The sequence below is a fragment of the Mycobacterium sp. IS-1496 genome (assembly GCF_001499995.1).
Classification (GTDB): domain Bacteria; phylum Actinomycetota; class Actinomycetes; order Mycobacteriales; family Mycobacteriaceae; genus Mycobacterium.
Map to the genome: position 1 here is coordinate 190,555 of NZ_LQIU01000012.1, position 21,911 is coordinate 212,465.

Annotated in this window: 26 protein-coding genes and 1 tRNA gene; 14 read left to right on the forward strand and 13 right to left on the reverse strand. The window is 69.3% G+C overall.

The window, feature by feature from the left end; genetic code table 11:
• Positions 1–67: 67 nt before the first annotated feature.
• Together AU195_RS08410 and AU195_RS08415 are read left to right on the forward strand one after the other, a co-directional pair.
• A complete protein-coding gene (locus tag AU195_RS08410) occupies positions 68–532 on the forward strand; it encodes a GatB/YqeY domain-containing protein (protein ID WP_059158595.1) in 465 nt (154 codons plus the stop codon).
• A 78-nt stretch (positions 533–610) separates the two neighbouring features.
• A complete protein-coding gene (locus AU195_RS08415; protein WP_059158596.1) occupies positions 611–1,597 on the forward strand; it encodes an LLM class F420-dependent oxidoreductase in 987 nt (328 codons plus the stop codon).
• A 4-nt stretch (positions 1,598–1,601) separates the two neighbouring features.
• Here the strand turns inward: AU195_RS08415 and AU195_RS08420 are convergent, their stop codons facing one another.
• A complete protein-coding gene (locus AU195_RS08420; RefSeq protein ID WP_059158597.1) occupies positions 1,602–1,820 on the reverse strand; it encodes a three-helix bundle dimerization domain-containing protein in 219 nt (72 codons plus the stop codon).
• A 137-nt stretch (positions 1,821–1,957) separates the two neighbouring features.
• On the opposite strand from AU195_RS08420, the gene AU195_RS25920 reads away from it, so the two are divergent.
• Complete coding sequence (locus tag AU195_RS25920) at positions 1,958–2,116, forward strand: hypothetical protein (RefSeq protein WP_172800506.1); 159 nt, start codon at positions 1,958–1,960, stop codon at positions 2,114–2,116.
• Positions 2,117–2,119: 3 nt separating this feature from the next.
• On the opposite strand, the gene AU195_RS08425 is transcribed toward AU195_RS25920, so the two are convergent.
• Positions 2,120–2,845 (reverse strand): hypothetical protein, encoded by a 726-nt coding sequence (locus tag AU195_RS08425; protein WP_059158598.1) that lies wholly within the window; start codon positions 2,843–2,845, stop codon positions 2,120–2,122.
• A gap of 42 nt (positions 2,846–2,887) precedes the next feature.
• On the opposite strand from AU195_RS08425, the gene AU195_RS08430 reads away from it, so the two are divergent.
• A complete protein-coding gene (locus AU195_RS08430) occupies positions 2,888–3,583 on the forward strand; it encodes a HemK2/MTQ2 family protein methyltransferase (RefSeq protein WP_059158599.1) in 696 nt (231 codons plus the stop codon).
• On the forward strand, positions 3,580–3,807 hold the full coding sequence (locus AU195_RS08435; protein WP_059158600.1) for a CDGSH iron-sulfur domain-containing protein: 228 nt from the start codon (positions 3,580–3,582) through the stop codon (positions 3,805–3,807). The genes AU195_RS08430 and AU195_RS08435 overlap by 4 nt, the downstream gene beginning before the upstream one ends.
• Here AU195_RS08435 and AU195_RS08440 read toward each other — a convergent pair.
• The 3 genes from AU195_RS08440 to AU195_RS08450 all read right to left on the reverse strand — a co-directional run bounded on the left by AU195_RS08440 (position 3,787) and on the right by AU195_RS08450 (position 6,403).
• Positions 3,787–4,788, reverse strand: a complete 1,002-nt coding sequence (locus AU195_RS08440; RefSeq protein ID WP_286149160.1) for an iron-containing redox enzyme family protein — start codon at positions 4,786–4,788, stop codon at positions 3,787–3,789. The genes AU195_RS08435 and AU195_RS08440 overlap by 21 nt on opposite strands.
• 78 nt (positions 4,789–4,866) lie before the next feature.
• Positions 4,867–5,685, reverse strand: coding sequence for an acyl-CoA thioesterase (locus AU195_RS08445; protein ID WP_059158602.1), 819 nt, complete (start codon positions 5,683–5,685; stop codon positions 4,867–4,869).
• Positions 5,686–5,719: 34 nt separating this feature from the next.
• Positions 5,720–6,403 carry a TetR/AcrR family transcriptional regulator gene (locus tag AU195_RS08450; protein WP_172800507.1) on the reverse strand — a complete coding sequence of 228 codons (684 nt, stop codon included), beginning with the start codon at positions 6,401–6,403 and terminating at the stop codon, positions 5,720–5,722.
• Between the two features lie 54 nt (positions 6,404–6,457).
• Here AU195_RS08450 and AU195_RS08455 point away from each other — a divergent pair, with 54 nt between their 5' ends.
• The gene (locus tag AU195_RS08455) at positions 6,458–7,897 is read left to right on the forward strand and encodes a cytochrome P450 (protein ID WP_059158604.1); all 1,440 of its coding nucleotides are present in this window, start codon (positions 6,458–6,460) and stop codon (positions 7,895–7,897) included.
• A gap of 59 nt (positions 7,898–7,956) precedes the next feature.
• Here the strand turns inward: AU195_RS08455 and AU195_RS08460 are convergent.
• From AU195_RS08460 to ponA2, 4 genes are all read right to left on the reverse strand, one after another.
• Positions 7,957–8,030: transfer RNA gene (locus AU195_RS08460), tRNA-Pro, on the reverse strand.
• A gap of 252 nt (positions 8,031–8,282) precedes the next feature.
• Positions 8,283–9,389 carry an L-cysteine desulfhydrase Cds1 gene (gene cds1, locus AU195_RS08465; RefSeq protein WP_059158605.1) on the reverse strand — a complete coding sequence of 369 codons (1,107 nt, stop codon included), beginning with the start codon at positions 9,387–9,389 and terminating at the stop codon, positions 8,283–8,285.
• A gap of 7 nt (positions 9,390–9,396) precedes the next feature.
• On the reverse strand, positions 9,397–10,383 hold the full coding sequence (locus tag AU195_RS08470) for a metallophosphoesterase (protein ID WP_059158606.1): 987 nt from the start codon (positions 10,381–10,383) through the stop codon (positions 9,397–9,399).
• A gap of 90 nt (positions 10,384–10,473) precedes the next feature.
• A complete protein-coding gene (ponA2, locus tag AU195_RS08475; protein ID WP_059158607.1) occupies positions 10,474–12,927 on the reverse strand; it encodes a transglycosylase/D,D-transpeptidase PonA2 in 2,454 nt (817 codons plus the stop codon).
• Positions 12,928–13,222: 295 nt separating this feature from the next.
• Here ponA2 and AU195_RS08480 point away from each other — a divergent pair, with 295 nt between their 5' ends.
• A complete protein-coding gene (locus AU195_RS08480) occupies positions 13,223–13,579 on the forward strand; it encodes a WhiB family transcriptional regulator (RefSeq protein WP_059158608.1) in 357 nt (118 codons plus the stop codon).
• A gap of 24 nt (positions 13,580–13,603) precedes the next feature.
• On the opposite strand, the gene bagB is transcribed toward AU195_RS08480, so the two are convergent.
• Complete coding sequence (bagB, locus tag AU195_RS08485) at positions 13,604–14,734, reverse strand: ATPase BagB (protein WP_059158609.1); 1,131 nt, start codon at positions 14,732–14,734, stop codon at positions 13,604–13,606.
• Positions 14,731–15,750, reverse strand: a complete 1,020-nt coding sequence (gene bagA / locus AU195_RS08490; protein WP_059158610.1) for an ATPase BagA — start codon at positions 15,748–15,750, stop codon at positions 14,731–14,733. The genes bagB and bagA overlap by 4 nt, the downstream gene beginning before the upstream one ends.
• A gap of 47 nt (positions 15,751–15,797) precedes the next feature.
• Between bagA and sp36 the strand changes: the two genes are divergently transcribed.
• From sp36 to AU195_RS08500, 3 genes are read left to right on the forward strand one after another with little or no spacing between them, the layout of a single operon-like run.
• The gene (gene sp36, locus AU195_RS25640) at positions 15,798–15,959 is read left to right on the forward strand and encodes a Sp36 family protein (protein WP_157531067.1); all 162 of its coding nucleotides are present in this window, start codon (positions 15,798–15,800) and stop codon (positions 15,957–15,959) included.
• Positions 15,956–16,414 carry a RidA family protein gene (locus AU195_RS08495; RefSeq protein WP_059158611.1) on the forward strand — a complete coding sequence of 153 codons (459 nt, stop codon included), beginning with the start codon at positions 15,956–15,958 and terminating at the stop codon, positions 16,412–16,414. Before sp36 ends, AU195_RS08495 begins: the two co-directional genes overlap by 4 nt.
• Positions 16,415–16,418: 4 nt before the next feature.
• Entirely contained in the window at positions 16,419–17,198 is a 780-nt protein-coding gene (locus AU195_RS08500; RefSeq protein ID WP_059158612.1) for an MBL fold metallo-hydrolase, read from the forward strand.
• A gap of 59 nt (positions 17,199–17,257) precedes the next feature.
• On the opposite strand, the gene crp is transcribed toward AU195_RS08500, so the two are convergent.
• Both crp and AU195_RS08510 read right to left on the reverse strand, forming a co-directional pair.
• The gene (crp, locus tag AU195_RS08505; protein WP_011562195.1) at positions 17,258–17,932 is read right to left on the reverse strand and encodes a cAMP-activated global transcriptional regulator CRP; all 675 of its coding nucleotides are present in this window, start codon (positions 17,930–17,932) and stop codon (positions 17,258–17,260) included.
• A 101-nt stretch (positions 17,933–18,033) separates the two neighbouring features.
• Entirely contained in the window at positions 18,034–18,366 is a 333-nt protein-coding gene (locus tag AU195_RS08510) for a hypothetical protein (protein ID WP_059158613.1), read from the reverse strand.
• A 236-nt stretch (positions 18,367–18,602) separates the two neighbouring features.
• On the opposite strand from AU195_RS08510, the gene nth reads away from it, so the two are divergent.
• The 4 genes from nth to marP are packed head-to-tail and all read left to right on the forward strand — an operon-like array spanning position 18,603 to position 21,911.
• Positions 18,603–19,283: an endonuclease III gene (nth, locus tag AU195_RS08515; RefSeq protein WP_172800520.1), complete on the forward strand. Its 681-nt coding sequence runs from the start codon at positions 18,603–18,605 to the stop codon at positions 19,281–19,283.
• Positions 19,284–19,303: 20 nt separating this feature from the next.
• Positions 19,304–19,951, forward strand: coding sequence for a TlpA family protein disulfide reductase (locus tag AU195_RS08520; protein WP_059158615.1), 648 nt, complete (start codon positions 19,304–19,306; stop codon positions 19,949–19,951).
• Positions 19,948–20,727: an NUDIX hydrolase gene (locus tag AU195_RS08525; protein WP_059158616.1), complete on the forward strand. Its 780-nt coding sequence runs from the start codon at positions 19,948–19,950 to the stop codon at positions 20,725–20,727. The genes AU195_RS08520 and AU195_RS08525 overlap by 4 nt, the downstream gene beginning before the upstream one ends.
• Positions 20,724–21,911, forward strand: coding sequence for an acid resistance serine protease MarP (gene marP / locus AU195_RS08530; protein WP_059158617.1), 1,188 nt, complete (start codon positions 20,724–20,726; stop codon positions 21,909–21,911). The genes AU195_RS08525 and marP overlap by 4 nt, the downstream gene beginning before the upstream one ends.

Consider the following 21,911-nt stretch of genomic DNA (forward strand, 5'->3'; position numbering starts at 1 on the left):
ACGTGGCACGCGTCTTTGCGGCTACGACGGGTCGGGCCGCCGGGGGTACCGGCGTAGTTTCGTTGGCATGGCGGAACTCAAAGCTCGGCTACGCGCGGACCTCACGACCGCGATGAAGACACAGGACAAACTCCGCACGGCCACGCTGCGGATGCTGCTCGCCGCGATCCAGACCGAGGAGGTCTCCGGTAGGGAGGCGCGGGAGCTGACCGACGACGACGTGATCAAGGTGCTCGCGCGGGAGTCGCGCAAGCGCGGTGAGGCGGCCGAGGTCTACACCCAGAACGGGCGCGGTGAACTGGCTGCCAACGAACACGCCGAGGCCCGCATCATCGACGAGTACCTGCCGACCCCGCTGACGGAGGCCGAACTGGCCGACGTCGTCGACACCGCGATGGCGCAGGTCGCCGAACAACTCGGTGAGCGCCCCACGATGAAGCAGATGGGGCAGGTCATGAAGGCCGCGTCGGCGATCGCCGCGGGAAAGGCCGACGGATCCCGCTTGTCCGCGGCCGTCAAGGCGCGTCTGTAGTGCGCGCGTAAAGCGCAGTCGCGCAGGGTGTTCCGTGGCCGTCGTTTGCACCCCCACGCCACGGGCTATTCGGACGCCATGACGCGCTTTGGCTACACCCTGATGACCGAGCAGAGCGGACCCAAGGATCTCGTCCGCTACGCCGCCGCCGCGGAGAGCGCCGGATTCGACTTCGAAGTCTCCAGCGACCACTACTCACCGTGGCTCGCGGCCCAGGGCCATGCGCCGAACGCCTGGACCGTCCTGGGCGCCGTCGCGCACGTCACCGAACGCGTCGAACTGTTCACCTACGTGACCTGCCCGACGATGCGCTACCACCCCGCGATCGTCGCGCAGCAGGCCGCGACGCTGCAGATCCTCGCCGACGGCCGCTTCACCCTCGGCCTCGGCACCGGCGAGAACCTCAACGAACACGTCGTCGGCAAGGGCTGGCCCACGGTCGCCCGGCGCCAGGACATGCTGCGCGAGGCCATCCAGATCATCCGCGAACTGTTCACCGGCGAGGTGGTCGACTGGCGCGGGGAGTACTTCGAGATCGACTCGGCCCGCCTGTGGGACCTGCCCGAGACGCCGGTCGGCATCGCCGCGGCCGTCTCCGGCGAGCGTTCGGTCGAGGCGTTCGCCCAACTCGCCGACCACCTCATCGCCGTCGAGCCGAACAAAGACCTCGTCGACGCGTGGCATGACGCGCGGCGCGCGACGGGTCTGCCCGGACACGTGCGGGTGGTCGGTCAGATCCCGATCTGCTGGGACCCGGACCGGGAGGCGGCGGTCGCGCGGGCACACGAGCAGTTCCGGTGGTTCGCCGGCGGCTGGGCCGTCAACGCCGATCTACCGACCACGGCGGGGTTCGCCGGTGCGACGCAGTTCGTGCGCCCGGAGGACACCGCGGAGTCGATCCCGTGCGGCCCGGACCTCGATGCGATCGTCGAATCCGTCAGCGCGTACTGGAAGGCCGGGTTCACCGACATCGCCCTGGTGCAGGTGGGCGACGAGGGCCAGGACCGGTTCCTGGCCGAGGCCGCCGGCCCGCTGCTGGAGAAGTTGCGCTCCGCGGCGGCGTGACGCGTCAGCTGTAGGCGAGCTCGGACGAGCTGTCGAGCCGCAACTCGTCGCCGGCCCGGCGTTCCACGAGCAGTGGGATGAAATCGCGGATGAGGCTGTCGGCGAAGTCGGCGTAGGCGTCCTCGACGGCGATCGAGACGCGGCCCTCGGGCATCTCCGCGAACTTCGCGACGAGCCTGTCCTTGACTTCATCGATCAGTTCGCGCTCACTCTTCTTCGACACGGATCGATTGTCGAGTGAGCGGAACCTGCGGGCAACGTTCGATACGTCACAACACTTGACACTTGTCAATCGACTGTATGGCCGGGTTGAGCCCCGCGCCGGACGGGTAGTCCCGCCGTGACGAGAGGAGGGCGCCCGTGCCCCGTGGAGAAGGCATCTACGACGAGGAACACGCCGACGAGCCCAAGGGTGGCCGACCCGGCCCGACCGATCAGGGTGGTGAGGGCGGGATGGCCTCACGTGAGGTGGCCCCGGAGATCACCACGTCCGAGAACACCGAGGAGTCACCGGAGTAGCGGTCACTCGGCGTCGCGGCCTTCCCGGCTGCGGCGGTAGGCCGCGCGGCGGAAGTCGGTCAGCCACCCCGGTGCCAGCGACACCCCGGGTGCGGTGTTGAGGGTCGGGTCGAACGACAGGTCCTTGTCCGGCGGGATCACCTCGGACAGCGCCAACCGGGCCAGCGGGCCGAATTCGCCTGTGCCCGCGGCTTGATCGATGCTGAACTCGAGATCGCCGCGAGCGAGGCGGTCGGTGATGGTGTCGAGTGACAGCCCCGGCCGGTCGAGTTTGGTCGACAGGTGCGCCCGGACCCACCACACGCCGCCTTCGTACCGCAACGGCATCAGGCTCGAGTAGGTGGTGTTGTCCCAGGAAGCGGTGGGCAGCAACAGGAAACGGTTGAGCGCTGTGGTCGCCAGCAGGATGTCCCACGGACGGGAATCCTTCGTCATCCGCCAGGCCAGCCCGGCGATGTCCGGGACCGAACCCGGCAGGCCGACCGCCTTGGAGACCCGGCCGATCACGTCGCCCGATTCGATCGGCAGCCCCTGACCGGGCGGGGCGACCCGCTCGATGCGGCCACGGGCGAGCACCCCGGCGGGGTGGAACAACCTGCGCTGGCGCACCGCGGCGCCGACTTCAACGGGTAGCGCGAGGAGATCTGAGACGTTCACGCCTGTTCGGGTGCCCGCCCTAACAGCAGCGCAAACGGGGTGTGCTGGTTTAACAAGCGCGATACAGGGCATTAATCACCCCAGCTAATGACCCCTTGACGTCGAGAGGCCGATGTGACGACTGCATACACCGACGAGCGCGACACCGTGGTCGCCGCGGACGGCGTGTACGCCCCGCAGGAAGATTCGCAACTGCTGATCGACATCATGGAGAAGACCGGTCTCGCCGTCGGTCGTCGTGCCGTCGATTTGTGCACGGGCAGTGGAGTGGTCGCGGTCAACGCCGCCCTCCAGGGCGCCTCGTCGGTCACCGCCTTCGACATCTGCCCGCGCGCGGTGCGCTGCGCGCGCGGCAATGCGCTCAGCGCCGGGGTCGACGTGGACGTCCATCTCGGGTCCTGGGCGCGCGCAGTGGAGTTCACGCCGTTCGACCTCGTCACGTGCAACCCGCCGTACGTTCCGCACGCCCCCGAGGCCGACCGGGAGCCCGTGCCGTCGAGCGTCGGACCCGCCCGCGCGTGGGACGCCGGCTACGACGGCCGCATGGTCCTCGATCCGCTCTGCGAGGCGGTGCCCGATCTGCTGGCTCCCGGCGGCAGCCTGCTGCTCGTGCAATCCGAGTTCGCCGATCCGCGCAGCACGCTGGCCGCGCTGTCGAGTGCCGGGCTGGATGCGGAAGTGATTGCCTGGCAGTGGATTCCGTTCGGTCCCGTGCTGACTGCACGGGCGGAATGGCTCGAGGAGACCGGGCGTCTGGATCCGGGCCGACGCGAAGAAGAGCTGCTGGTCATCCGGGCGGACAAGCCATGACCGGACCGCGCACCGTGCGGGTGGTGCAGGGCGGCCCCATCATGGTGGAGGGGCCGGTGCGCATCGAGATGCCCGACGGCAGCGTGGTGGAATCCGACCGGTTCATGGTCGCGATCTGCGCCTGCAAACGCAGTAAGAACTATCCGTTGTGCGATACCAGCCACCGTCGGCGCCGCCGTGGCGACGCCGACGCCGCTGCGTCGTCAGCCCAGCGGCCGGCGTAGCGACGTCTCGCCGGCGGTCCAGCACGCCATCAGGTGATCGGCCAGCCGGTCCTCGACGAAGGCGTGCGCCCGGATGCCGAACACGACGTCGGTGTCGAGGTGCGGTTCCCGGGCCACCAGGTCGCCCACGACATCGGTGCGCACGACCTGCTCGTGGACGGCGTCGGCCTCGACGTGTTCACGGTAGAACGCGGCGCAGGTGTCCGGTGCGCCCATCCGCTCGAGCGCCTCGACCAGCCGGCGCGACCCGGGTGACGAGGTGATCTCGGTCGAGGCGAAGTGGCCGACCGCGGCTCCGCGCAGCGCGCGGTGCAGGCCGAACATCGACATCAGGTTGACCGCGGCCAGCGCTTCGGCCGGTACCTCGTTGATGTAGCCGAGGTAGGTGGCGTCCAGGTCCGCGGCGACCATCAGATCGGCGAAGAGTTGCTGGTGCAGCTGCGGCCCGCGGCCGCCGCCGAACTCGTCGAACTCGACGGCGACGAACGACGCCTTGGCCTGTCCGGTCAGCCGGGGGATCGCGAAGGCGTGGGGATCGCCCTCCTTGAGGTGGTAGAGCGAGCGGTGCACGAAGTACTCCCGCATCTGCTCCCAGGTGCCCTTGTCGCGCAGGTAGTACGACGGGCCCTCACCGTCGACGGGTTCGACGGCGAGTGCGGTCATCTCGGCGGCGGCCGTCTGGTCCTCGTCGATCTCCCCGACGTCGCGGCGCACCGCGCTCAGGAACGACTGTTCCATCTGCCCGCGCAGGTGCAGCAGCCCGGCGTTCCACTCCCAGTGCGGGTCGACGCCCGCGAAACCCCGGTAGTGCAGCTCGTAGCAGACGTAGAGCGCCAGTTGAAGATCGATGCCGTAGGGGTCTGAGTCGCCCAGCGACGCCTCGATGCGGGACAGGTGGTTGCGGGGGGCCCGCTCGGCGAGGGTGTTCACCACGGCCAGCGAGAGCGGGCCACGGGCGTCGGGCAACGTCGGTTCAACCATGATCGGCGCAAAGGTCACGCCTGGGAACTACCCGCTACTTGGTCTCTCCAATCGTTCCGGGCCGGGGCAATCGGTCCGTCAGAACCGCCAGAGCGCTTCCTGGGTGGTGCTCGCGATCAGCACGCCGTCGTCGTCGTACAGCGAACCGACGGCCAGGCCGCGGGCATCGCTGTTGTTCACCCCGCTGACCTCGTAGCGGTGCCAGCGGTGCGGATCGTACGGTCGGTGGAACCACACCGAGTGATCCAGCGAGGCCGCCATCCCGGCGCCGGGTTCGTCGGGGGCGCCTGCCGGGCGGGCGGCGGGCACCGGTCCGAGGTCGGACATGTAGGTCAGCAGGCAGGCGCGGATCAGCGGGTCGTCCTCGATGGGATCGAGTGAACGGATCCAGAACGGCGGGATGGCGAAGGGCGAGGTGTCGCCCGGGTCGGCGCGGACCTCGAAACGGTCCACGGCCTCCAGATCGGGGACCTTGGGCCGGGCATCGTCGAAGGGCAGGGACGCCTGCCGCGGCGGATGCCAGTCGGCGCTGTCCTCGGGGCGATGGAAGGACGCGATCATCTCGAGGATGACCTTGCCCTCCTGGATCGCGGTGACGCGGCGGGTGTCGAACGAGCGGCCGTCGCGGGTGCGCTCGACCTGCAGTTCGACGTCGATTCCGTACTTGCCGCCGCGGACGAAGTAGCAGTGCAGCGACTGCGCCCGTTTGTCGGGGTCGACCGTGACCCCGGCGGCGCCCAGTGCCTGCGCGGCGATCAGACCGCCGAACAGCCGGTGCGCCGGACCGCTGGTGACCAGCGGTGCGAGGAAGGTGTCGCCGTCGCGGTCGAACTCGAGCAGGCGCGCGATCCAACTCACGTCATGCGGCCAGGGGGTGTCTCGGAGGGCGGTCATCATGGGCAGCTTATCGACCAACTGGTTGGGCGCATCGTCAGGGGCCGGGGCGTCGGGCGCGAGCGACCTGCGCCGCGCCGTTGCCGGTGATCAGCCAGAGGGTGGTGAGTTGGGCGACGAACTCGTCGCGGGTGAGGCCGGTCCGGCCGTCGACGAACGCGAGGATGGCGTCGGCGGTGCCGCCGACGATGAACGCGGGCGCCACCCTGGCCAGGGGATCGGACTCCAACTCGACGCCGTGCACGCTGCGCCCGTTGTCGATCAGGACCTCGGTCAGGTGATGCATGACCGCGGCCCGGTGGGCGTGCAGTTCCGCCGATGCAGGGACCCCACCCAACAGGATCCGGGCCCGGCGAGGGTCGTCGACCAGCGCGTGCACGGCGGCGGTGACGGCGGCGAACGCCCGTGCCTCCAACGACTCCTCGGCGGCGGCGTCGGCCGCCTGCACCGTTGCGGCACGGACGTTCTCGGCGACGTCGTCGACGACGGCCGCCGACAGCGCGTCGAGATCGGCGAAGTTCTCGTAGAAGTACCGCTTGTTCAACCCGGCTGCGGTGCACAGTTTGCCGACCGTCGCGCTGCGCCACTGGTTGTGCGCCATCGCCTCCATCGCGGCGTCGACGAGGCGGGCTCTGCGCCGGCTGCGGCGGACGTCTGCCGAGTGCCCGCCGTAGGCGCGCCCGGGCACCGCTGGATCGTCGCGATCGGCCGTTGACACCATCATCTGATTCTGGCACGGTTCGGTACCAGATACACCCGAGGAGGGCATCGGCGGATGACGGCACTGACCACGCAGCTCACATCACCGACCAACACCCGCCGTCTGCATGCCGCCGGGGCGGCCGTCACCTCGCGTTTCCCGAGCCGGGAGGAACCTCTGGCCCCGCCACCGCGGGGTTCGAACCTCAAGCCGGTCATGGGCAACTACGGTTTCCCCTTCCTCGGTCACACGCTCAGCGCGCTGGCCGAACCGCTCGAGTTCGCCCGTCGGCGGTACGACATGTACGGGCCGGTCTCGTGGGCGGGCGGGGTCGGGTTCCGTGTCGTCTCGCTCATGGGCCCGGACGCTCTGGAGACCGCGTGGATCAACCGGGACAAGGTCTTCTCCAGCACCCGCGGGTGGGCGCCCGTCATCGGCCCGTTCTTCCATCGCGGCATCATGCTGCTGGACTTCGACGAGCACCGCGATCACCGCCGGATCATGCAGCAGGCGTTCACCCGCACCGCGCTCGACGGCTACCTCGAACTGATGCGACCCGGCATCGACCGGACACTGCGCAGTTGGGCCGCCACGGACAGCTTTCCGTTCTATCCGTCCATCAAGCACCTGCTGCTGGAGCAGGCCGCGGAGGTGTTCGTCGGCACCCACCTCGGGCCGGAATCCGATCAGCTGTCGGCCGATTTCCATGACACGGTGCGCGGTGGGCAGGCCCTGCTGCGGGCTGATGTGCCGGGCGGTGTCTGGGCCAGGGGCCTACGCGCGCGGCGGCGGCTCGAACGTTACTTCGGTGAGCAGATCGCCGACCGGCAGCGGGGCGACGGCACCGACCTGTTCTCGATGTTGTGCCGCAGCGAGGACGACGACGGCGCGCGGTTCACCCCCGCCGACATCGTCAACCACATGATCTTCCTGCTCATGGCCGCCCACGACACCACCGCGATCGCGTTGTCCATGCTCGTGTACGAGTTGGGCCGAAACACCCAGTGGCAGAAGGTGCTTCGCGACGAGGCGGTCGGCAGACCCAACGACGCGCCCGCCCTGCTGGACCTGGACGGCTATCCACTGCTCGACGCCGCGTTCAAGGAGATCCTGCGGATGTACGCGCCGGCGGGCACCCTGTTCCGGCAGACGACGCGCGACACCGAGATCCTCGGACACTTCGTCCCCGCCAAGGCGCAGGTGGCGATCAACGTCCACGCCTCGATGAGGCTGGCCGACTGGTGGCCCGACCCGGACACCTTCGACCCGGGTCGCTTCATCGACAAGCCCGAACCCCGGGCCGCGGTGAGCCGCTACGCATTCGCGCCGTTCGGCGGCGGGGCGCACAAGTGCATCGGCCAGCAGTTCGCCGACATGACGGTCAAGACCACCATGCACCAGATGCTCAGACGCTTCGAGTGGAGCGTCGCCGACGGCTACCGGATCCCGCTGACGTGGGGGACCGGTCCGACGCCGGCCGACGACCTGCCGATCGCCCTGCGCACCCGCGCATAGAAGGCATGGAAGAGGCCCTGACCGGACGAACCGGATCAGGGCCTCTGTACTCACACGAGTCGGGGTGGCGGGATTCGAACCCACGACCTCTTCGTCCCGAACGAAGCGCGCTACCAAGCTGCGCCACACCCCGCGTGAAGCGTTGAAAGGGTATCGCACCGGTGCCTCGGAAAGCCAAACGGCCTCGCGACACGAGTTCCGCACGAGCCGGAATGCCCGGGGTTGTCGGTGGCGTTGTCCACAATGACGGCAGAGCGCCGCACAACTGGTGAAACGAGGCAGATATGACCGGGTTAGGAGCTTCCCTCTACCTGGGGTTCTTCGCTCTGGCGGCGATCTGGCTCTTCCTGACCGCCGACGGGCCGCTCTCGGGCGGGTCCGACGATCAGCGCCAGACGCAGGACCGCTCGAAGTCGACCAGCGCCTCGGCCGATTCGGACGGGTCGATGCCCTGGCTGCTCAGCCACTCGTCGCAGAAGTAGGTGTCGGCGTAGCGGTCGCCGCTGTCGGCGATCAACGTCACCACCGAACCGCTCCGCCCCTGCGCCTTCATCTCCGCGAGCAGTCCGAACGCCCCCCACAGATTCGTCCCGGTCGACGGGCCGACCCGACGGCCGAGCACCCGGCTCGCGTGTCTGGCTGCGGCCACCGAGGCCCCGTCGGGTACGGCGACCATGCGGTCCACCACCTCGGGCAGGAACGACGGTTCGACCCGCGGACGGCCGATCCCCTCGATCCTCGACGACGCGCCGGTGACGACGGTCGGATCCTGCTGTGCGTAGGCGGGGAAGAACGCCGAGTTCTCCGGATCGACCACGCACAGCTTCGTCGCGTATCGGCGGTAACGGATGTAGCGACCGATGGTCGCGCTCGTCCCGCCCGTGCCCGCGCCCACCACGATCCACTCCGGGATCGGGTGCTGCTCGGCGGCCATCTGGTGATAGATCGACTCGGCGATGTTGTTGTTGCCGCGCCAGTCGGTGGCCCGCTCCGCGTTGGTGAACTGGTCGAGGTAATGCCCGCCGGTCTCCTCGGCGAGTCGTTCGGCCTCGGCGTACACCTGCGACGATTCCTCGACGAAATGGCAACGGCCGCCCTGTGATTCGATCAGGGCGACCTTGCTGGCGCTGGTCGACGACGTCATCACCGCGATGAACGGCAGGCCGAGCAGCGCCGCGAAGTACGCCTCCGACACCGCGGTCGAGCCGCTGGACGCCTCGATGACCGTCGTGCCCTCGCAGATCCACCCGTTGCACAGCCCGTAGAGGAACAGCGAGCGCGCCAACCGGTGTTTGAGGCTGCCGGTGATGTGCGTGGACTCGTCCTTGAGATACAGCGCGACACCGCAGCCCTCACCCCAGGCCGACGGGAGCGGGTACCGCAGCAGGTGGGTGTCGGCGCTGCGCCGGGCATCGGCCTCGATCAACCGGACGGCGTTGTCGACCCACGCGCGGGGCTGACTGTGAACGGCGATCGAGGACCGCCCCGTCACCGCCCCGTCACCGCGCCGAAACGGTCGACGGCGACTGGCCGGCCCGCACGTCGGCGTCCCGGCCGCCGGTCGGCGCGGCGACCAGCGTCAGCAGCGTGGCCTCCGGCCGGCAGCAGAACCGCACGGGTGCGAACGGCGACGTGCCGATTCCCGCCGACACGTGCAGCGCCATGTCGGCGCCCCACTTCGACGCGCCCTTGGCCCGCGACCGGTCGAGCTCACAATTGGTCACCAGTGCGCCGTAGAACGGCAGGCACAGCTGTCCGCCATGGGTGTGACCGGCCATCACCAACTGGTAGCCGTCGGCGGCGAACCGGTCGAGCACCCGCGGCTCCGGCGAGTGGGTGAGGCCCAGCGACAGGTTGGCGGTCGGTGTCGCCGCGCCGGCGATCGTGTCGTACCGGTCGCGTTTGAGGTGCGGGTCGTCGACACCGGCCAGCGCGATGCGCAGCCCCGCGACGTCGAGTTCGCGCCGCGTGTGGGTCATGTCCATCCAGCCGCGCTCGGTGAACGCCGCACGCAGGTCCTGCCACGGCAGCGGCTGTCCGTGCACCCGATGTCCGGGGTTGGTGACGTAGTTCAACGGGTTCTTGAGCCGCGGCGCGAAGTAGTCGTTGCTGCCGAAGACGAACACACCGGGCACCGACAACAGCTCTGAGAGCGCCTGCACGACCGCGGGCACCGCCCGGGGATGCGCCAGGTTGTCGCCGGTGTTCACGACGAGATCGGGTTCCAGGCGGGCCAGATCCCGCAGCCACGCCTGCTTACGCCGCTGGCCGGGCCGCATGTGGAGATCGCTGAGGTGCAGCACGCGCAGCGGTGTCGAGCCGGGCGTGAGCACCGGCATCGTCACCTCGCGCAGCGCGAAGGCGTTGCGCTCGATGAGCGACGCGTAACCGATCCCCGCGACCAGGGTTCCGGCGGTCACCGCAGCGGTGTTCTTCAGGAGCGTGATCGACGTCGACGCCGTCGGTCGTGGCGAAGCAGCAGCCATGGCAGCAGCCTACTGCCAGATGGCCGCGCTCACCGCCTTCCACCCGGTCACCGTGGGAAAAGGCACAGCCGACCGCGGGTCAGCCGGCGATCACGGCGGCGGCGGGGGTGGCGGAGGTCCGAGCACCGGCACGGTGATCGGGGGCAGGCCGGGGATCTCCACGACCGTCTGCCCGATCGGCGGCGGCGGTCCACCCGGCAGGCTGGGCAGGTCGGGAACGCTGTACGTCGGAGGCGGCGGCGCGGGCGCGATGCCGTTGCTCACCTGGATGGTGATGATCGACCCCGGGATGGTCTGGCCGCTCGGGTTGGTGCCGACGACGGTGCCGGACCGGGAGCCGCTGTTCACCGAGGCGGTGCCGTCGGCGACCTGGAAGCCCGCGTCGCGGAGGCGTTGGCGGGCGGCGTCCACGGTCAGACCCGACACACTCGGCACGTTCGAGCCGGGACCGCCGTCGACCCAGCGCGGGTCGGTGGGCGGCAGACGCACCTCGCCGAAGTTGGTGGCGATCGGCTTCATCGCCGTGAACCAGGTGCGGGCCGGCTCGTTGCCGCCGAACAGGTCGCCCGAGCCGCACTGACGCAGCGGGAACGAGCACAGCTCACCGGGGCTCGGCGAATCGTCGTAGACGTAGTTGGCCGCGGCCAGCTGGTTGGTGAAGCCGAGGAACGCCGACGAGCGGTTCGACTCCGTCGTCCCCGTCTTACCCGACATGGGCAGGTCCCAGCCCACCGAACCGGCCGCACCCGCCGCGGTGCCCGCCCCGGTGTCGTCCTTGCTCATCGCGTTGGCCAGCGTGTTGGCCAGCCCCTCCGGCACCGCCTGCTCGCAGGTCTCGGTGGTCACCGAAACCTCCTCGCCCTTGCGGTCGAGGACCTGGGCAATGGGATTCGGGGGGCACCACATTCCGCCCGAAGCGAGGGTGGCCGCGACGTTCGACAGTTCCAGCCCGTTGACCTCGAACGGGCCGAGGGTGAACGAGCCGATGTTCTGGCGCTTGATGAAGTCGGCCAGGCTCTCGTTGCTCTCCGGGTCGTAGTCGCGGGCGGTGCCGGGCAGCGCGTAGGACCGCAGCCCCAGCCGGACCGCCATGTCGACCGCGCGGGGCACGCCCACCTGGGAGATGAGCTTCGCGAAGGCGGTGTTCGGGGAGGTGGCCAGGGCGTCGGTGACACTCATCGAACCGCGGTAGCCGGCGCCGGCGTTGCGGACGCACCAGGTGGCCGCCGGGCAGCCCGGGGTGTCGCTGCTGCCGAGCCCCTTGGCCTGGAACGAGCCGGGCACCTGCAGCTGGGTGTTGATGCCCATGCCCATCTCCATCGCCGCGGCGGTGGTGAAGACCTTGAACACCGATCCGGCGCCGTTGCCGACCAGCGAGAACGGCTGCGGATGCATGGTCTCGTTCGCGTCGACGTTGAGCCCGTAGGTGCGGTTCGACGCCATCGCCAGCACCGGATGGGTTTCCTTGCCGGGCCGGATCACGCTCATCACGCTCGCGACCCCCGGGGTGTCCGGGCTGGCGAACTGGTTGACGGCCGACTTCACGGTGGCCTGCACATCGGGGTCGAGCGTCGTCTTGATCAGGTAGCCACCCTTGGCGACCTGCTCCTTGCTGATGCCCGCCCGGGCCAGGTAGTCCAGCGCGTAGTCGCAGAAGAACGCCCGGTCGCCGGCGGCGATGCAGCCCCGCGGCAGTTCGTTGGGGACCGGAAGGACGCCCAACGGCTCGTTCTTCGCGGCGCGCAGCGCCTCCGCCTCGTTCGGCAGGTTCTCGATCATCGTGTCGAGCACCAGGTTGCGGCGGGCCAGGGCGCCGTCCGGGTTGGTGTAGGGGTTCAGCGAGCTCGTCGACTGGACCAGGCCGGCCAGCAGTGCCGACTGTTGCCAGTTCAGTTCCGAGGCGTTGACGCCGAAGTACGTCTGGGCAGCGTCCTGGATGCCGAACGCGCCGTTGCCGAACGAGACCAGGTTGAGGTAGCGGGTCAGGATCTCGGGTTTGGTGAACGTCTTGTCCAGCGTGAGCGCCATCCGGATCTCACGCAGCTTGCGCGCCGGGGTGGTCTCGATCGCGGCCCGCTTCTCCGAGTCGGTCTGCGCCACGACCAGCAACTGATAGTTCTTGACGTACTGCTGCTCCAGCGTCGACCCGCCGCGGGTGTCGGTGTCACCGCGCAGGTAGCCGGCCAGACCGGTGAGCGTGCCCTGCCAGTCCACGCCGTTGTGTTCGGCAAACCGCTTGTCCTCGATGGAGACGATCGCCAGTTTCATCGTGTTGGCGATCTGCTCGCTGGGCACCTCGAAACGTCGCTGGGAGTACAGCCACGCGATCGTGTTGCCCTTGGCGTCGACCATCGTCGACACCTGCGGGATCTCACCCTCGACGAGTGCGGCCGAACCGTTGGCGACGACGTCGGACGCACGGTTGGACATCAGACCGATGCCGCCGACCACGGGGAACATCAGGGCGGCAGCCAGCACGCTGGCCAGCAAGCAGCACCAGGCGAGCTTGACGACCGTGACTGCTGTTGGCGGACGTTCCGGCATGTGTACAGAGTAACGACGCCGTCCGGCGGGATCGCCGGAGCAGCGAGATTGTCGCCCTTCGCGGGCGTCGTCACGTCGTGCCGGGATTCACCGATCTTTAAGAAGTCGATCAGACGGCACGGTCGTCCCAAAAAAGTCGGACACAAAGTGTTGCGTAAATGTGCCCTGACCACCTAGCTTGGACACACAGTGCGATCCAGGACACACTAGCTGGCGCAATGTGGCGTAGATCGCATCAGCGGTTTACTCCGGAGGATCACCGTCGGGTGCGACGGCAGGAACGAAGGGATCGCCGGTGTCAAGTATTCGGCCCGCGGTGCGCAAGACCACGACAACCGTCCCCTCCTCGCCCCCCGCACACGGTGCAGAGGCCGAAGCGCGGATCGCCTGGGTCTCTCAGGCCCGCTGTCGCCAAGCCGACCCGGACGAACTGTTCGTCCGCGGCGCCGCGCAGCGCAAGGCCGCGGTGATCTGTCGTCACTGCCCGGTCATCCTCGAGTGTGGCGCCGACGCCCTCGACAACCGGGTGGAGTTCGGCGTGTGGGGTGGGATGACCGAACGTCAGCGTCGTGCGTTGCTCAAGCAGCATCCCGAGGTGGTTTCCTGGGCTGAGTTCTTCTCCGCGCAGCGCAAACACCGCAGCGCGGTCTGAGCTCCTTCTTCTTCCGATCGCCGGTCAGGCGGCGCCGGCCGCCCCGGTGATCTGATCGGCGATCGCCCGCAGCGCGTCGAGGTCCGAGACGTCGAACGGCAGCGAAGGAACGCCGACGATCGCCACGTGCGGGTTGGCGCCGGTGAACCGGGACAGCAGTCGCACCTCACGCTTGGCCGTCTGCGTGCGGTCCGCGTGGATGCGCAGGGCCGCGGCCGTCAGTGACTCCGGGTCCTTGGCCGCCAGCTCCTCGGCCACCTCACTCGCCTTGTCCGCATGCAGCGAGCACAGGGTCGGGTGGGTGCGGTTGAGGATCAATCCCGCCAACGGCATCCGCTCGGTGGACAGCCGGTCGACGAAGAACGCCGCCTCACGCAGCGCGTCCGGTTCGGCCGCCGACACCACCACGAACTGCGTACCGCGCCGCTTGAGCAGATCGTAGGTCCGATCCGCCTTCTCGCGGAAGCCGCCGAACGTCGCGTCCAGTGACTGCACGAAACCCGCTGCGTCCGAGAGCATTTGAGACCCCAGGATGGTGGACATGGCCTTCATGGCTAGGCCCATCGCCCCAGTCACCAGCTTGCCGATGCCGCGGCCGGGCGCCAGCAGCATGCGCCACAACCGGCTGTCCATGAAACTGCCGAGGCGTTTGGGAGCGTCGAGGAAGTCCAGGGCATTGCGCGACGGTGGGGTGTCCACCACGATCAGGTCCCACTTATCTTGCGCGAGAAGCTGTCCCAGCTTCTCCATCGCCATGTACTCCTGCGTGCCTGCCAGCGACGTGGCCACTGTTTGGTAGAACTGGTTGTCCAGGATGGCGTCGGCCCGGTCGGGGCCCGAGTACTGGACCACCATCTCGTCGAACGTGCGACGCATGTCGAGCATCATCGCGTGCAGTTCGCCGGGGACCTCGGGCGCCAACGGCACGCGCTGCGGGGTGTTCCCCAGGGTCTTGATACCCAGGGCCTGCGCGAGCCGTTTGGCCGGATCGATGGTCAGCACCACCACCGTGCGTCCGTATTCGGCGGCGCGCAGGGCCATCGCCGCCGCGGTGGTCGTCTTGCCGACACCGCCGGCCCCGCAGCAGACCACCACCCGGTTGGAGGTGTCCTCGAGGATCGAGGCCATGTCGAGGGCGGGCGGTGTGGTGCTCATCTGACTCCTTGTTGGGCAAGCACTTCGGCGAGTTCGTAGAGGCTGCCGAGGTCGACACCGTCAGGCAGGGCGGGCAGTTCCAGGCGCGGCACGTCCAGGCGCTCGAGTTGTTCGGCGGTCTCCGCCCGCGCCGTGATGCGGGTGGCGTGCTGAATCGTCTCGGTCAGCAGGCCGGCGAAATCGTTGTCGGACAACTGGATACCGGCCGCCGCCAGATCGGCTCGCACGGCGTCGGCGTCGATGTCGCCCTCGGCGGCCTTGGCCAGATCGTCCGGTGACAGGTAGGCCGGGATGTTGCGGTTGACGATGACGCTGCCGATCGGCAGGCCGAGTTCACGCAGTTCGTCGATGGCTTCCAGCGTCTCCTGCATGGGCAGTGCCTCGAGCAGGGTCACCAGGTGGATGGCGGTGATGTCGGAGTGCAGCACCTTCACCACGCTCTCGGCCTGCGAGTGCACGGGGCCGCCCTTGGCGAGGTCCGACACGGCCTTGGTGACGTCGAGGAACCGGGCGATCCGGCCGGTGGGCGGGGAGTCCACGACGACCGCGTCGTAGACGGGTTGCTTGCCCTTCTCGGCGCGGGTGACGATCTCGCGGATCTTGCCGGTGAGCAGGACGTCACGCAGGCCCGGTGCGATCGTCGTCGCGAACTCCACCGCGCCGATGCGGCGCATCGCCCGCCCGGCCAGCCCGAGGTTGTAGAACATGTCGAGGTACTCGAGGAACGCGGCCTCGGTGTCGACGGCCAGCGCGTTGACCTGCCCGCCGCCGTCGGCGGTCGCGATCTTCACCTCTTTGTAGGGCAGCGGTGGCACGTCGAAGAGTTGGGCGATGCCCTGTCGGCCTTCGACCTCGACCAGCAGAACCCTGCGGCCGCCCGCGGCGAGCGCCAGGGCCAGCGCCGCCGCGATCGTCGACTTGCCGGTACCGCCCTTGCCGGTGACGAAGTGCAGTTTCGCCTTGGTCAGGCGCGACGGCCAGCCGACGGCTCTACCGCCATTGGTAGTTGTTGCCACCTCTGCATGCTAGCCGTGGGTTTCCGGCGGCCCGATAAGCTCGGGCCATGAGCGAACCGACCCAGTGGGAATACGCCACCGTGCCGTTGCTGACGCACGCCACCAAGCAGATCCTCGACCAGTGGGGTGCCGACGGCTGGGAGCTGGTCGCGGTGCTGCCCGGTCCGACCGGAGAGCAGCACGTCGCGTACCTGAAGCGGCCGAAGTGAGCACCTGGTCGGAGCGGCTCGCGGAGTTGGGCATCGACCTGCCCGAGGTCGTGGCGCCGCTCGCGGCCTACGTGCCCGCCGTTCGGACCGGCAACCTGGTCTACACCTCCGGTCAGCTGCCGATCGTCGCCGGTGAGCTGACCGGGACCGGCAAGGTCGGCGCCGACGTCACCCCCGAGGACGCGAAGGCCCTGGCGCGGGTGTGCGGTCTCAACGCGCTGGCCGCCGTGCACGGGCTCGTGGGCATCGACGCGGTCACCCGGGTGGTCAAGGTGGTCGGGTTCGTGGCATCGGCGCCCGGCTTCGACGGTCAGCCCGGCGTCATCAACGGCGCCTCCGAACTGTTCGGCGACATCTTCGGCGACGCCGGCGCCCACGCCCGCTCTGCGGTGGGCGTCTCGGAGCTGCCGCGCAACACGCCGGTGGAAGTGGAAATCGTCGTCGAGGTCGCGTGATCCCGTGAGCGCACCCCAGCATCCGGCCTACGGGCTGCTGCGGCCGGTCACCGAGACCGCCTCGGTGCTGCTGTGCAACAACCCAGGGCTGATGACGCTCGACGGGACCAACACCTGGGTGCTGCGCGGACCGGGCAGCGACGAACTGGTGATCGTCGACCCCGGACCCGATGACGACGAGCACATTGCCAAGGTCGCCGGACTCGGCCGCATCGCACTGGTGCTGATCAGCCACAAACACGAGGACCACACCGGCGGAATCGACAAGATCGTCGAACGCACCGGCGCGGTCGTCCGATCGGTGGGCAGCGGATTCCTGCGGGGTCTGGGCGGCCCGCTCACCGACGGCGAGGTCATCAACGCCGCGGGTCTGCGCATCGCCGTGATGGCCACGCCCGGCCACACCGTCGACTCCCTGTCGTTCGTCCTCGACGACGCGGTGCTGACCGCCGACACCGTACTGGGCCGCGGCACCACCGTCATCGACACCGAGGACGGCAGCCTGCGGGACTACCTCGACTCCCTGCACCGGCTGCAGGGCCTCGGTGGCCGGACGGTGCTACCCGGTCACGGCCCGGACCTGCCCGACCTCGAGGCCGTCACGGCGATGTACCTCGCGCACCGCGAGGACCGCCTGAACCAGGTGCGGGGGGCGTTGCGGGAGCTCGGGGAGGACGCGTCGGCTCGCCAGGTCGTCGAGCACGTCTACACCGACGTCGACGAGAAGCTGTGGGACGCGGCCGAGAAATCCGTGCAGGCGCAGTTGGACTACCTGCGCACTTAGCGATTTCGGCGCGCTCACATACGCCGGGCGTACGCGAGCGCGCCGAAATCGCCGAAAATCTAGCGGGCGCGGCGGGCCAGGCGCTCGGAGTCGCTGATCAGCACGCTCTTGCCCTCGAGGCGGATCCAGCCGCGGTGGGCGAAGTCGGCGAGCGCCTTGTTGACGGTCTCGCGGGAGGCGCCGACGAGCTGGGCGATCTCCTCCTGCGTCAGGTCGTGGGTGACACGCAGCGCGCCGCCCTCCTGGGTGCCGAACCGCTGCGCGAGCTGCAGCAGCTGCTTGGCCACGCGTCCCGGCACGTCGGTGAAGATCAGGTCCGCGAGGTTGTTGTTGGTCCGGCGCAGGCGGCGGGCCAACACCCGCAGGAGCTGCTCGGCGATCTCGGGGCGGTCGGCGATCCACGCGCGCAGCGCTTCCCGGTCCATCGAGACGGCGCGCACCTCGGTGATCGTGGTGGCGCTCGACGTCCGTGGCCCGGGGTCGAAGATCGAGAGCTCACCGAACATGTCGCTCGGGCCCATGATCGTCAGGAGGTTCTCGCGGCCGTCGGGGGAGCGGCGGCCGATCTTCACCTTGCCGTTGATGATGATGTAGAGCCGGTCACCGGGCTCGCCCTCGGCGAACACGGTGTGCCCGCGCGGGAAGTCCACGGGCTGCAACTGCTTGGTGAGCGCGGAAACGGCGCTGGGTTCGACTCCCTGGAAGATTCCGGCCCTGGCCAGGATCTCGTCCACGTTGCCCCTCTTAAACTGTTGGGTTGGATGACATACGAAGCCGACCTCTTACTGGTTAGCGTGCCCAGTGTAGAGGTATTCCGTTTCGCAACGTGCCAACGCTACACACGATTGGCATGGCGGGTCGGCTGAAACTGCGGATTCGGCCGGTGCGGGATCAACACCCGTGGCGGCACGTCCGCGGCCGTCGTCCGCGTCGGAAGTATCTCGGCCGGTTGCAGGCGATTCTGGTGACGGCGGTGCATCCCGTCCAGCGCCGGGCCCATCCCGTCGCGGGCGAGCCGGCCGACGTCGTCGGAATCGGCCTGCTGGAGGAAGTCGTCGACGTCCGCTGCCGACACCGTGTTGCGGGCGAGACCGGACTCCAGGCGTTCGAGCCCGAAGGTCGCCACCATCAGCAACCAGGGGATGAAGGACACGAACAACCAGGACACAACGCAGAAGTAAACCGGGCGAAGGTCTCAGCGTGGTCACGAATCGTCACCGGTATCGAGCACCTTCACCACGGTCGGTGTCGGAGCTCTCGCCTAGTCTGGTTGCCGTGACCGCAGGTGCGTCCTCCGCCGGGAAATCGGCCCTGTCCCCGGTAGATCCGAAGCCGGCGCGCCGTGCTGCCGCCAAGAAGTGGGACAACGAGACGCGGCTGGGTCTGGTGCGCCGGGCACGGCGGATGAATCGCGCTCTGGCCGAAGCGTTCCCACATGTCTACTGCGAGCTCGACTTCACCGATCCGCTCGAACTCGCGGTGGCCACCATCCTGTCCGCGCAGAGCACCGACAAGCGGGTCAACCTGACCACCCCCGCGCTGTTCAAGAAGTACCGCACCGCGCTCGACTACGCCCAGGCCGACCGCACCGAACTCGAGGAGCTCATCCGGCCCACCGGTTTCTACCGGAACAAGGCCAACTCGCTGATCCGGCTCGGCCAGGAACTCGTCGAACGCTTCGACGGCCGGGTGCCCGGCAACATCGACGACCTCGTGACGCTGCCCGGGGTGGGCCGCAAGACGGCCAACGTCATCCTCGGCAACGCCTTCGACGTCCCCGGCATCACCGTCGACACCCACTTCGGCCGGCTGGTGCGCCGGTGGCGGTGGACCGCCGAGGAGGATCCGGTGAAGGTCGAGCACGCGATCGGCGAACTCATCGAGCGCAGCGAGTGGACCCTGCTGAGCCACCGGGTCATCTTCCACGGCCGCCGGGTCTGCCACGCCCGCAAACCGGCCTGCGGGGTGTGCGTGCTGGCGAAGGACTGCCCGTCGTTCGGCGCCGGACCGACCGACCGCGAAGCCGCGGCCGCCCTGGTCAAGGGTCCGGAGACCGAGCACCTACTCGCCCTCGCGGGCCTCTAGCCCACCCCCCCGCACACCCCATGAGCACCTCGACCCGCTGGACTGTCGCCGTGCTCGCCGTGGCGCTCGCCCTGGTGGTCGCGCTGTCGATGCAGCTGGGAGACGGTCCCGCGCCCACCCGTCGCGACGGGCCCGCACCCGCCCGCGACCACCGCGAGGCGGACACCCCCGAGGCGCTGGCCGGGCCCCGCGCCGAGGCGGATCTGCCGCCGTGTCCGCCGCCGGGCGTCGGCGCCGGGCCGGAGTCGCTGCGCGGGATCAGGCTGGAGTGCGCGGGCGACGGGCAGATGGTCGACGTCGCGCGGGCGCTCGCTGGCCGGACCGTGGTGCTCAATTTGTGGGCCTACTGGTGTGGTCCGTGCGCGGACGAACTGCCCGCCATGGCCGAGTACCAGCGCCGGGTCGGCGACGCGGTGACGGTGGTGACCGTCCACCAGGACGAGAACGAGACAGCGGGGCTGTTGCGGCTGGCCGAGCTGGGGGTGCGGCTGCCGACACTGCAGGACGGGCGCCGCCTGATCGCCGCCGCGGTCAAGGCGCCCAACGTCATGCCTGCGACGGTCGTGCTGCGCCCGGACGGTAGCGTTGCCGGAATTGTGCCGCGGTCGTTCGCCACCGCTGACGAGATCGAGGAAGCGGTGGACCAGACGATGGGAGAGCCGGGGTGAGCGCGACGCGTGACGGGCACCGGTTGATGCCCGACGCCGCGCCCGGCTGGCTCAGACCGCTGGTCGACAACACCGACAGCGTGCCCCGCGCCTACCGGCGCCGGGTGCCCCCGGACGTGCTGGCCGCGATCACCGCGGCGAACGCCACCGCGACGGTCACCCGCGCGAAGCGCGACGCCGCCGTGCTGGTCCTGTTCTCCGGACCCCAGGACGCCGGCGGCGGCCTGCCCCCCGACGCCGATCTCCTCGTCACCGTGCGGGCGTCGACGCTGCGCCACCACGCCGGTCAGGCCGCCTTCCCCGGCGGTGCCACCGACCCCGACGACGAGGGTCCCGTGCACACCGCGCTGCGCGAGGCCACCGAGGAGACCGGCCTCGACACCAGCCGCCTGCAACCGCTGGCGACGCTGCAGCGGATGTTCATCCCACCGTCGGGTTTCCACGTGGTGCCCGTGCTGGCCTACTCACCCGACCCGGGTCCGGTGGCCGTCGTCGACGAGAGCGAGACCGCGATCGTGGCGCGGGTGCCGGTGCGCGCGTTCGTCAACCCGGAGAACCGGCTGATGGTCTACCGCGACGCCAACTCGCGCAGGTGGGCCGGGCCGGCATTCCTGCTCAACGAGATGCTGGTGTGGGGTTTCACCGGTCAGGTCATCTCCGCGATCCTCGACGTCGCCGGGTGGGCGGTGCCCTGGAACACCGACGACGTTCGGGAACTCGACGAGGCAATGGCGCTCGTCGGCCACGATGACCGTTACGGTGAGTCTCAACAATGACACCGTCTCAGTGGCTCGACCTCCTCGTCCTCGCCGTTGCCTTCGTCGCCGCCGTCTCGGGCTGGCGTTCGGGCGCGCTGGGGTCCCTCATGTCGTTCATCGGCGTGGTGCTCGGCGCCGTCGCCGGCGTGCTGCTCGCACCGCACGTGGTCACCCACATCAGCGGGCCGCGCACCAAACTGTTCGCGGCGCTGTTCCTGATCCTCGCGCTGGTGGTGATCGGCGAGATCGCCGGTGTGGTCCTCGGGCGGGCCGTGCGTGGCGCGATCCGCAACCGCACGCTGCGCCTGTTCGACTCCGTGATCGGCGTGGGCCTGCAGATCGTGGCGGTGCTGCTCGCGTCATGGCTGCTGGCGACCCCGCTGACGGCGTCCGACCAGCCGAACCTCGCGGCCGCCGTCAAGGGGTCGCGGGTGCTGGCCGAGGTGGACGACGTCGCACCGCCGTGGCTGAAGTCGGTACCCACCAGGCTGTCCGGTCTGCTCGACACCTCGGGCCTGCCCGAGGTCCTCGAACCGTTCGGCCGGACCCCGATCGCGAACGTCGACGCACCGGATGCGGCACTGGCCACCGATGCGGTCGTCGGCGCCACCCGCAACAGCGTGGTGAAGATCCGCGGTGTCGCGCCGGGCTGTCAGAAGGTGCTCGAGGGCACCGGCTTCGTGGTCTCGGCGAACCGGGTGATGTCCAACGCGCACGTCGTCGCCGGGTCGGAGAGCGTCACCGTCGAGGTCGACGGTCAGACCTACGACGCCTTCGTGGTGTCCTACGACCCGAACGCCGACATCTCGATCCTCGACGTTCCCGATCTGCCCGCCGCGCCACTGCCGTTCGTCGACGAACTGGCGCCTCCGGGTACGGACGCCATCGTGATGGGCTACCCCGGCGGCGGGGACTTCACCGCCACCCCGGCGCGGGTCCGCGAGACCATCGAGCTCAACGGGCCGGACATCTACCGCAAGACCACCGTCACCCGCGAGGTCTACACCATCAGAGGCACTGTCCGTCAGGGCAATTCGGGTGGTCCGATGATCAACCGCGGCGGCAAGGTGCTCGGCGTGGTGTTCGGCGCCGCCGTCGACGACGCCGACACCGGGTTCGTGCTGACCTCCGACGAGGTGGGCCACCAGCTGGCCAAGGTGGGCAACACCGCTCGGGTGCCCACCGGCGTCTGCGTGAGCTGA

Coding starts and splice junctions, on each gene's coding strand:
- AU195_RS08410 (WP_059158595.1), top strand. CDS start 68: ATGGCGGAACTCAAAGCTCGGCTACGCGCGGACCTCACGACCGCGATG.
- AU195_RS08415 (WP_059158596.1), top strand. CDS start 611: ATGACGCGCTTTGGCTACACCCTGATGACCGAGCAGAGCGGACCCAAG.
- AU195_RS08425 (WP_059158598.1), bottom strand. CDS start 2,845: ATGCCCTGTATCGCGCTTGTTAAACCAGCACACCCCGTTTGCGCTGCT.
- AU195_RS08435 (WP_059158600.1), top strand. CDS start 3,580: ATGACCGGACCGCGCACCGTGCGGGTGGTGCAGGGCGGCCCCATCATG.
- AU195_RS08440 (WP_286149160.1), bottom strand. CDS start 4,788: ATGGTTGAACCGACGTTGCCCGACGCCCGTGGCCCGCTCTCGCTGGCC.
- AU195_RS08445 (WP_059158602.1), bottom strand. CDS start 5,685: ATGATGACCGCCCTCCGAGACACCCCCTGGCCGCATGACGTGAGTTGG.
- AU195_RS08450 (WP_172800507.1), bottom strand. CDS start 6,403: ATGGTGTCAACGGCCGATCGCGACGATCCAGCGGTGCCCGGGCGCGCC.
- AU195_RS08455 (WP_059158604.1), top strand. CDS start 6,458: ATGACGGCACTGACCACGCAGCTCACATCACCGACCAACACCCGCCGT.
- AU195_RS08470 (WP_059158606.1), bottom strand. CDS start 10,383: ATGGCTGCTGCTTCGCCACGACCGACGGCGTCGACGTCGATCACGCTC.
- ponA2 (WP_059158607.1), bottom strand. CDS start 12,927: ATGCCGGAACGTCCGCCAACAGCAGTCACGGTCGTCAAGCTCGCCTGG.
- bagB (WP_059158609.1), bottom strand. CDS start 14,734: ATGAGCACCACACCGCCCGCCCTCGACATGGCCTCGATCCTCGAGGAC.
- sp36 (WP_157531067.1), top strand. CDS start 15,798: ATGAGCGAACCGACCCAGTGGGAATACGCCACCGTGCCGTTGCTGACG.
- nth (WP_172800520.1), top strand. CDS start 18,603: ATGAATCGCGCTCTGGCCGAAGCGTTCCCACATGTCTACTGCGAGCTC.
- AU195_RS08520 (WP_059158615.1), top strand. CDS start 19,304: ATGAGCACCTCGACCCGCTGGACTGTCGCCGTGCTCGCCGTGGCGCTC.
- marP (WP_059158617.1), top strand. CDS start 20,724: ATGACACCGTCTCAGTGGCTCGACCTCCTCGTCCTCGCCGTTGCCTTC.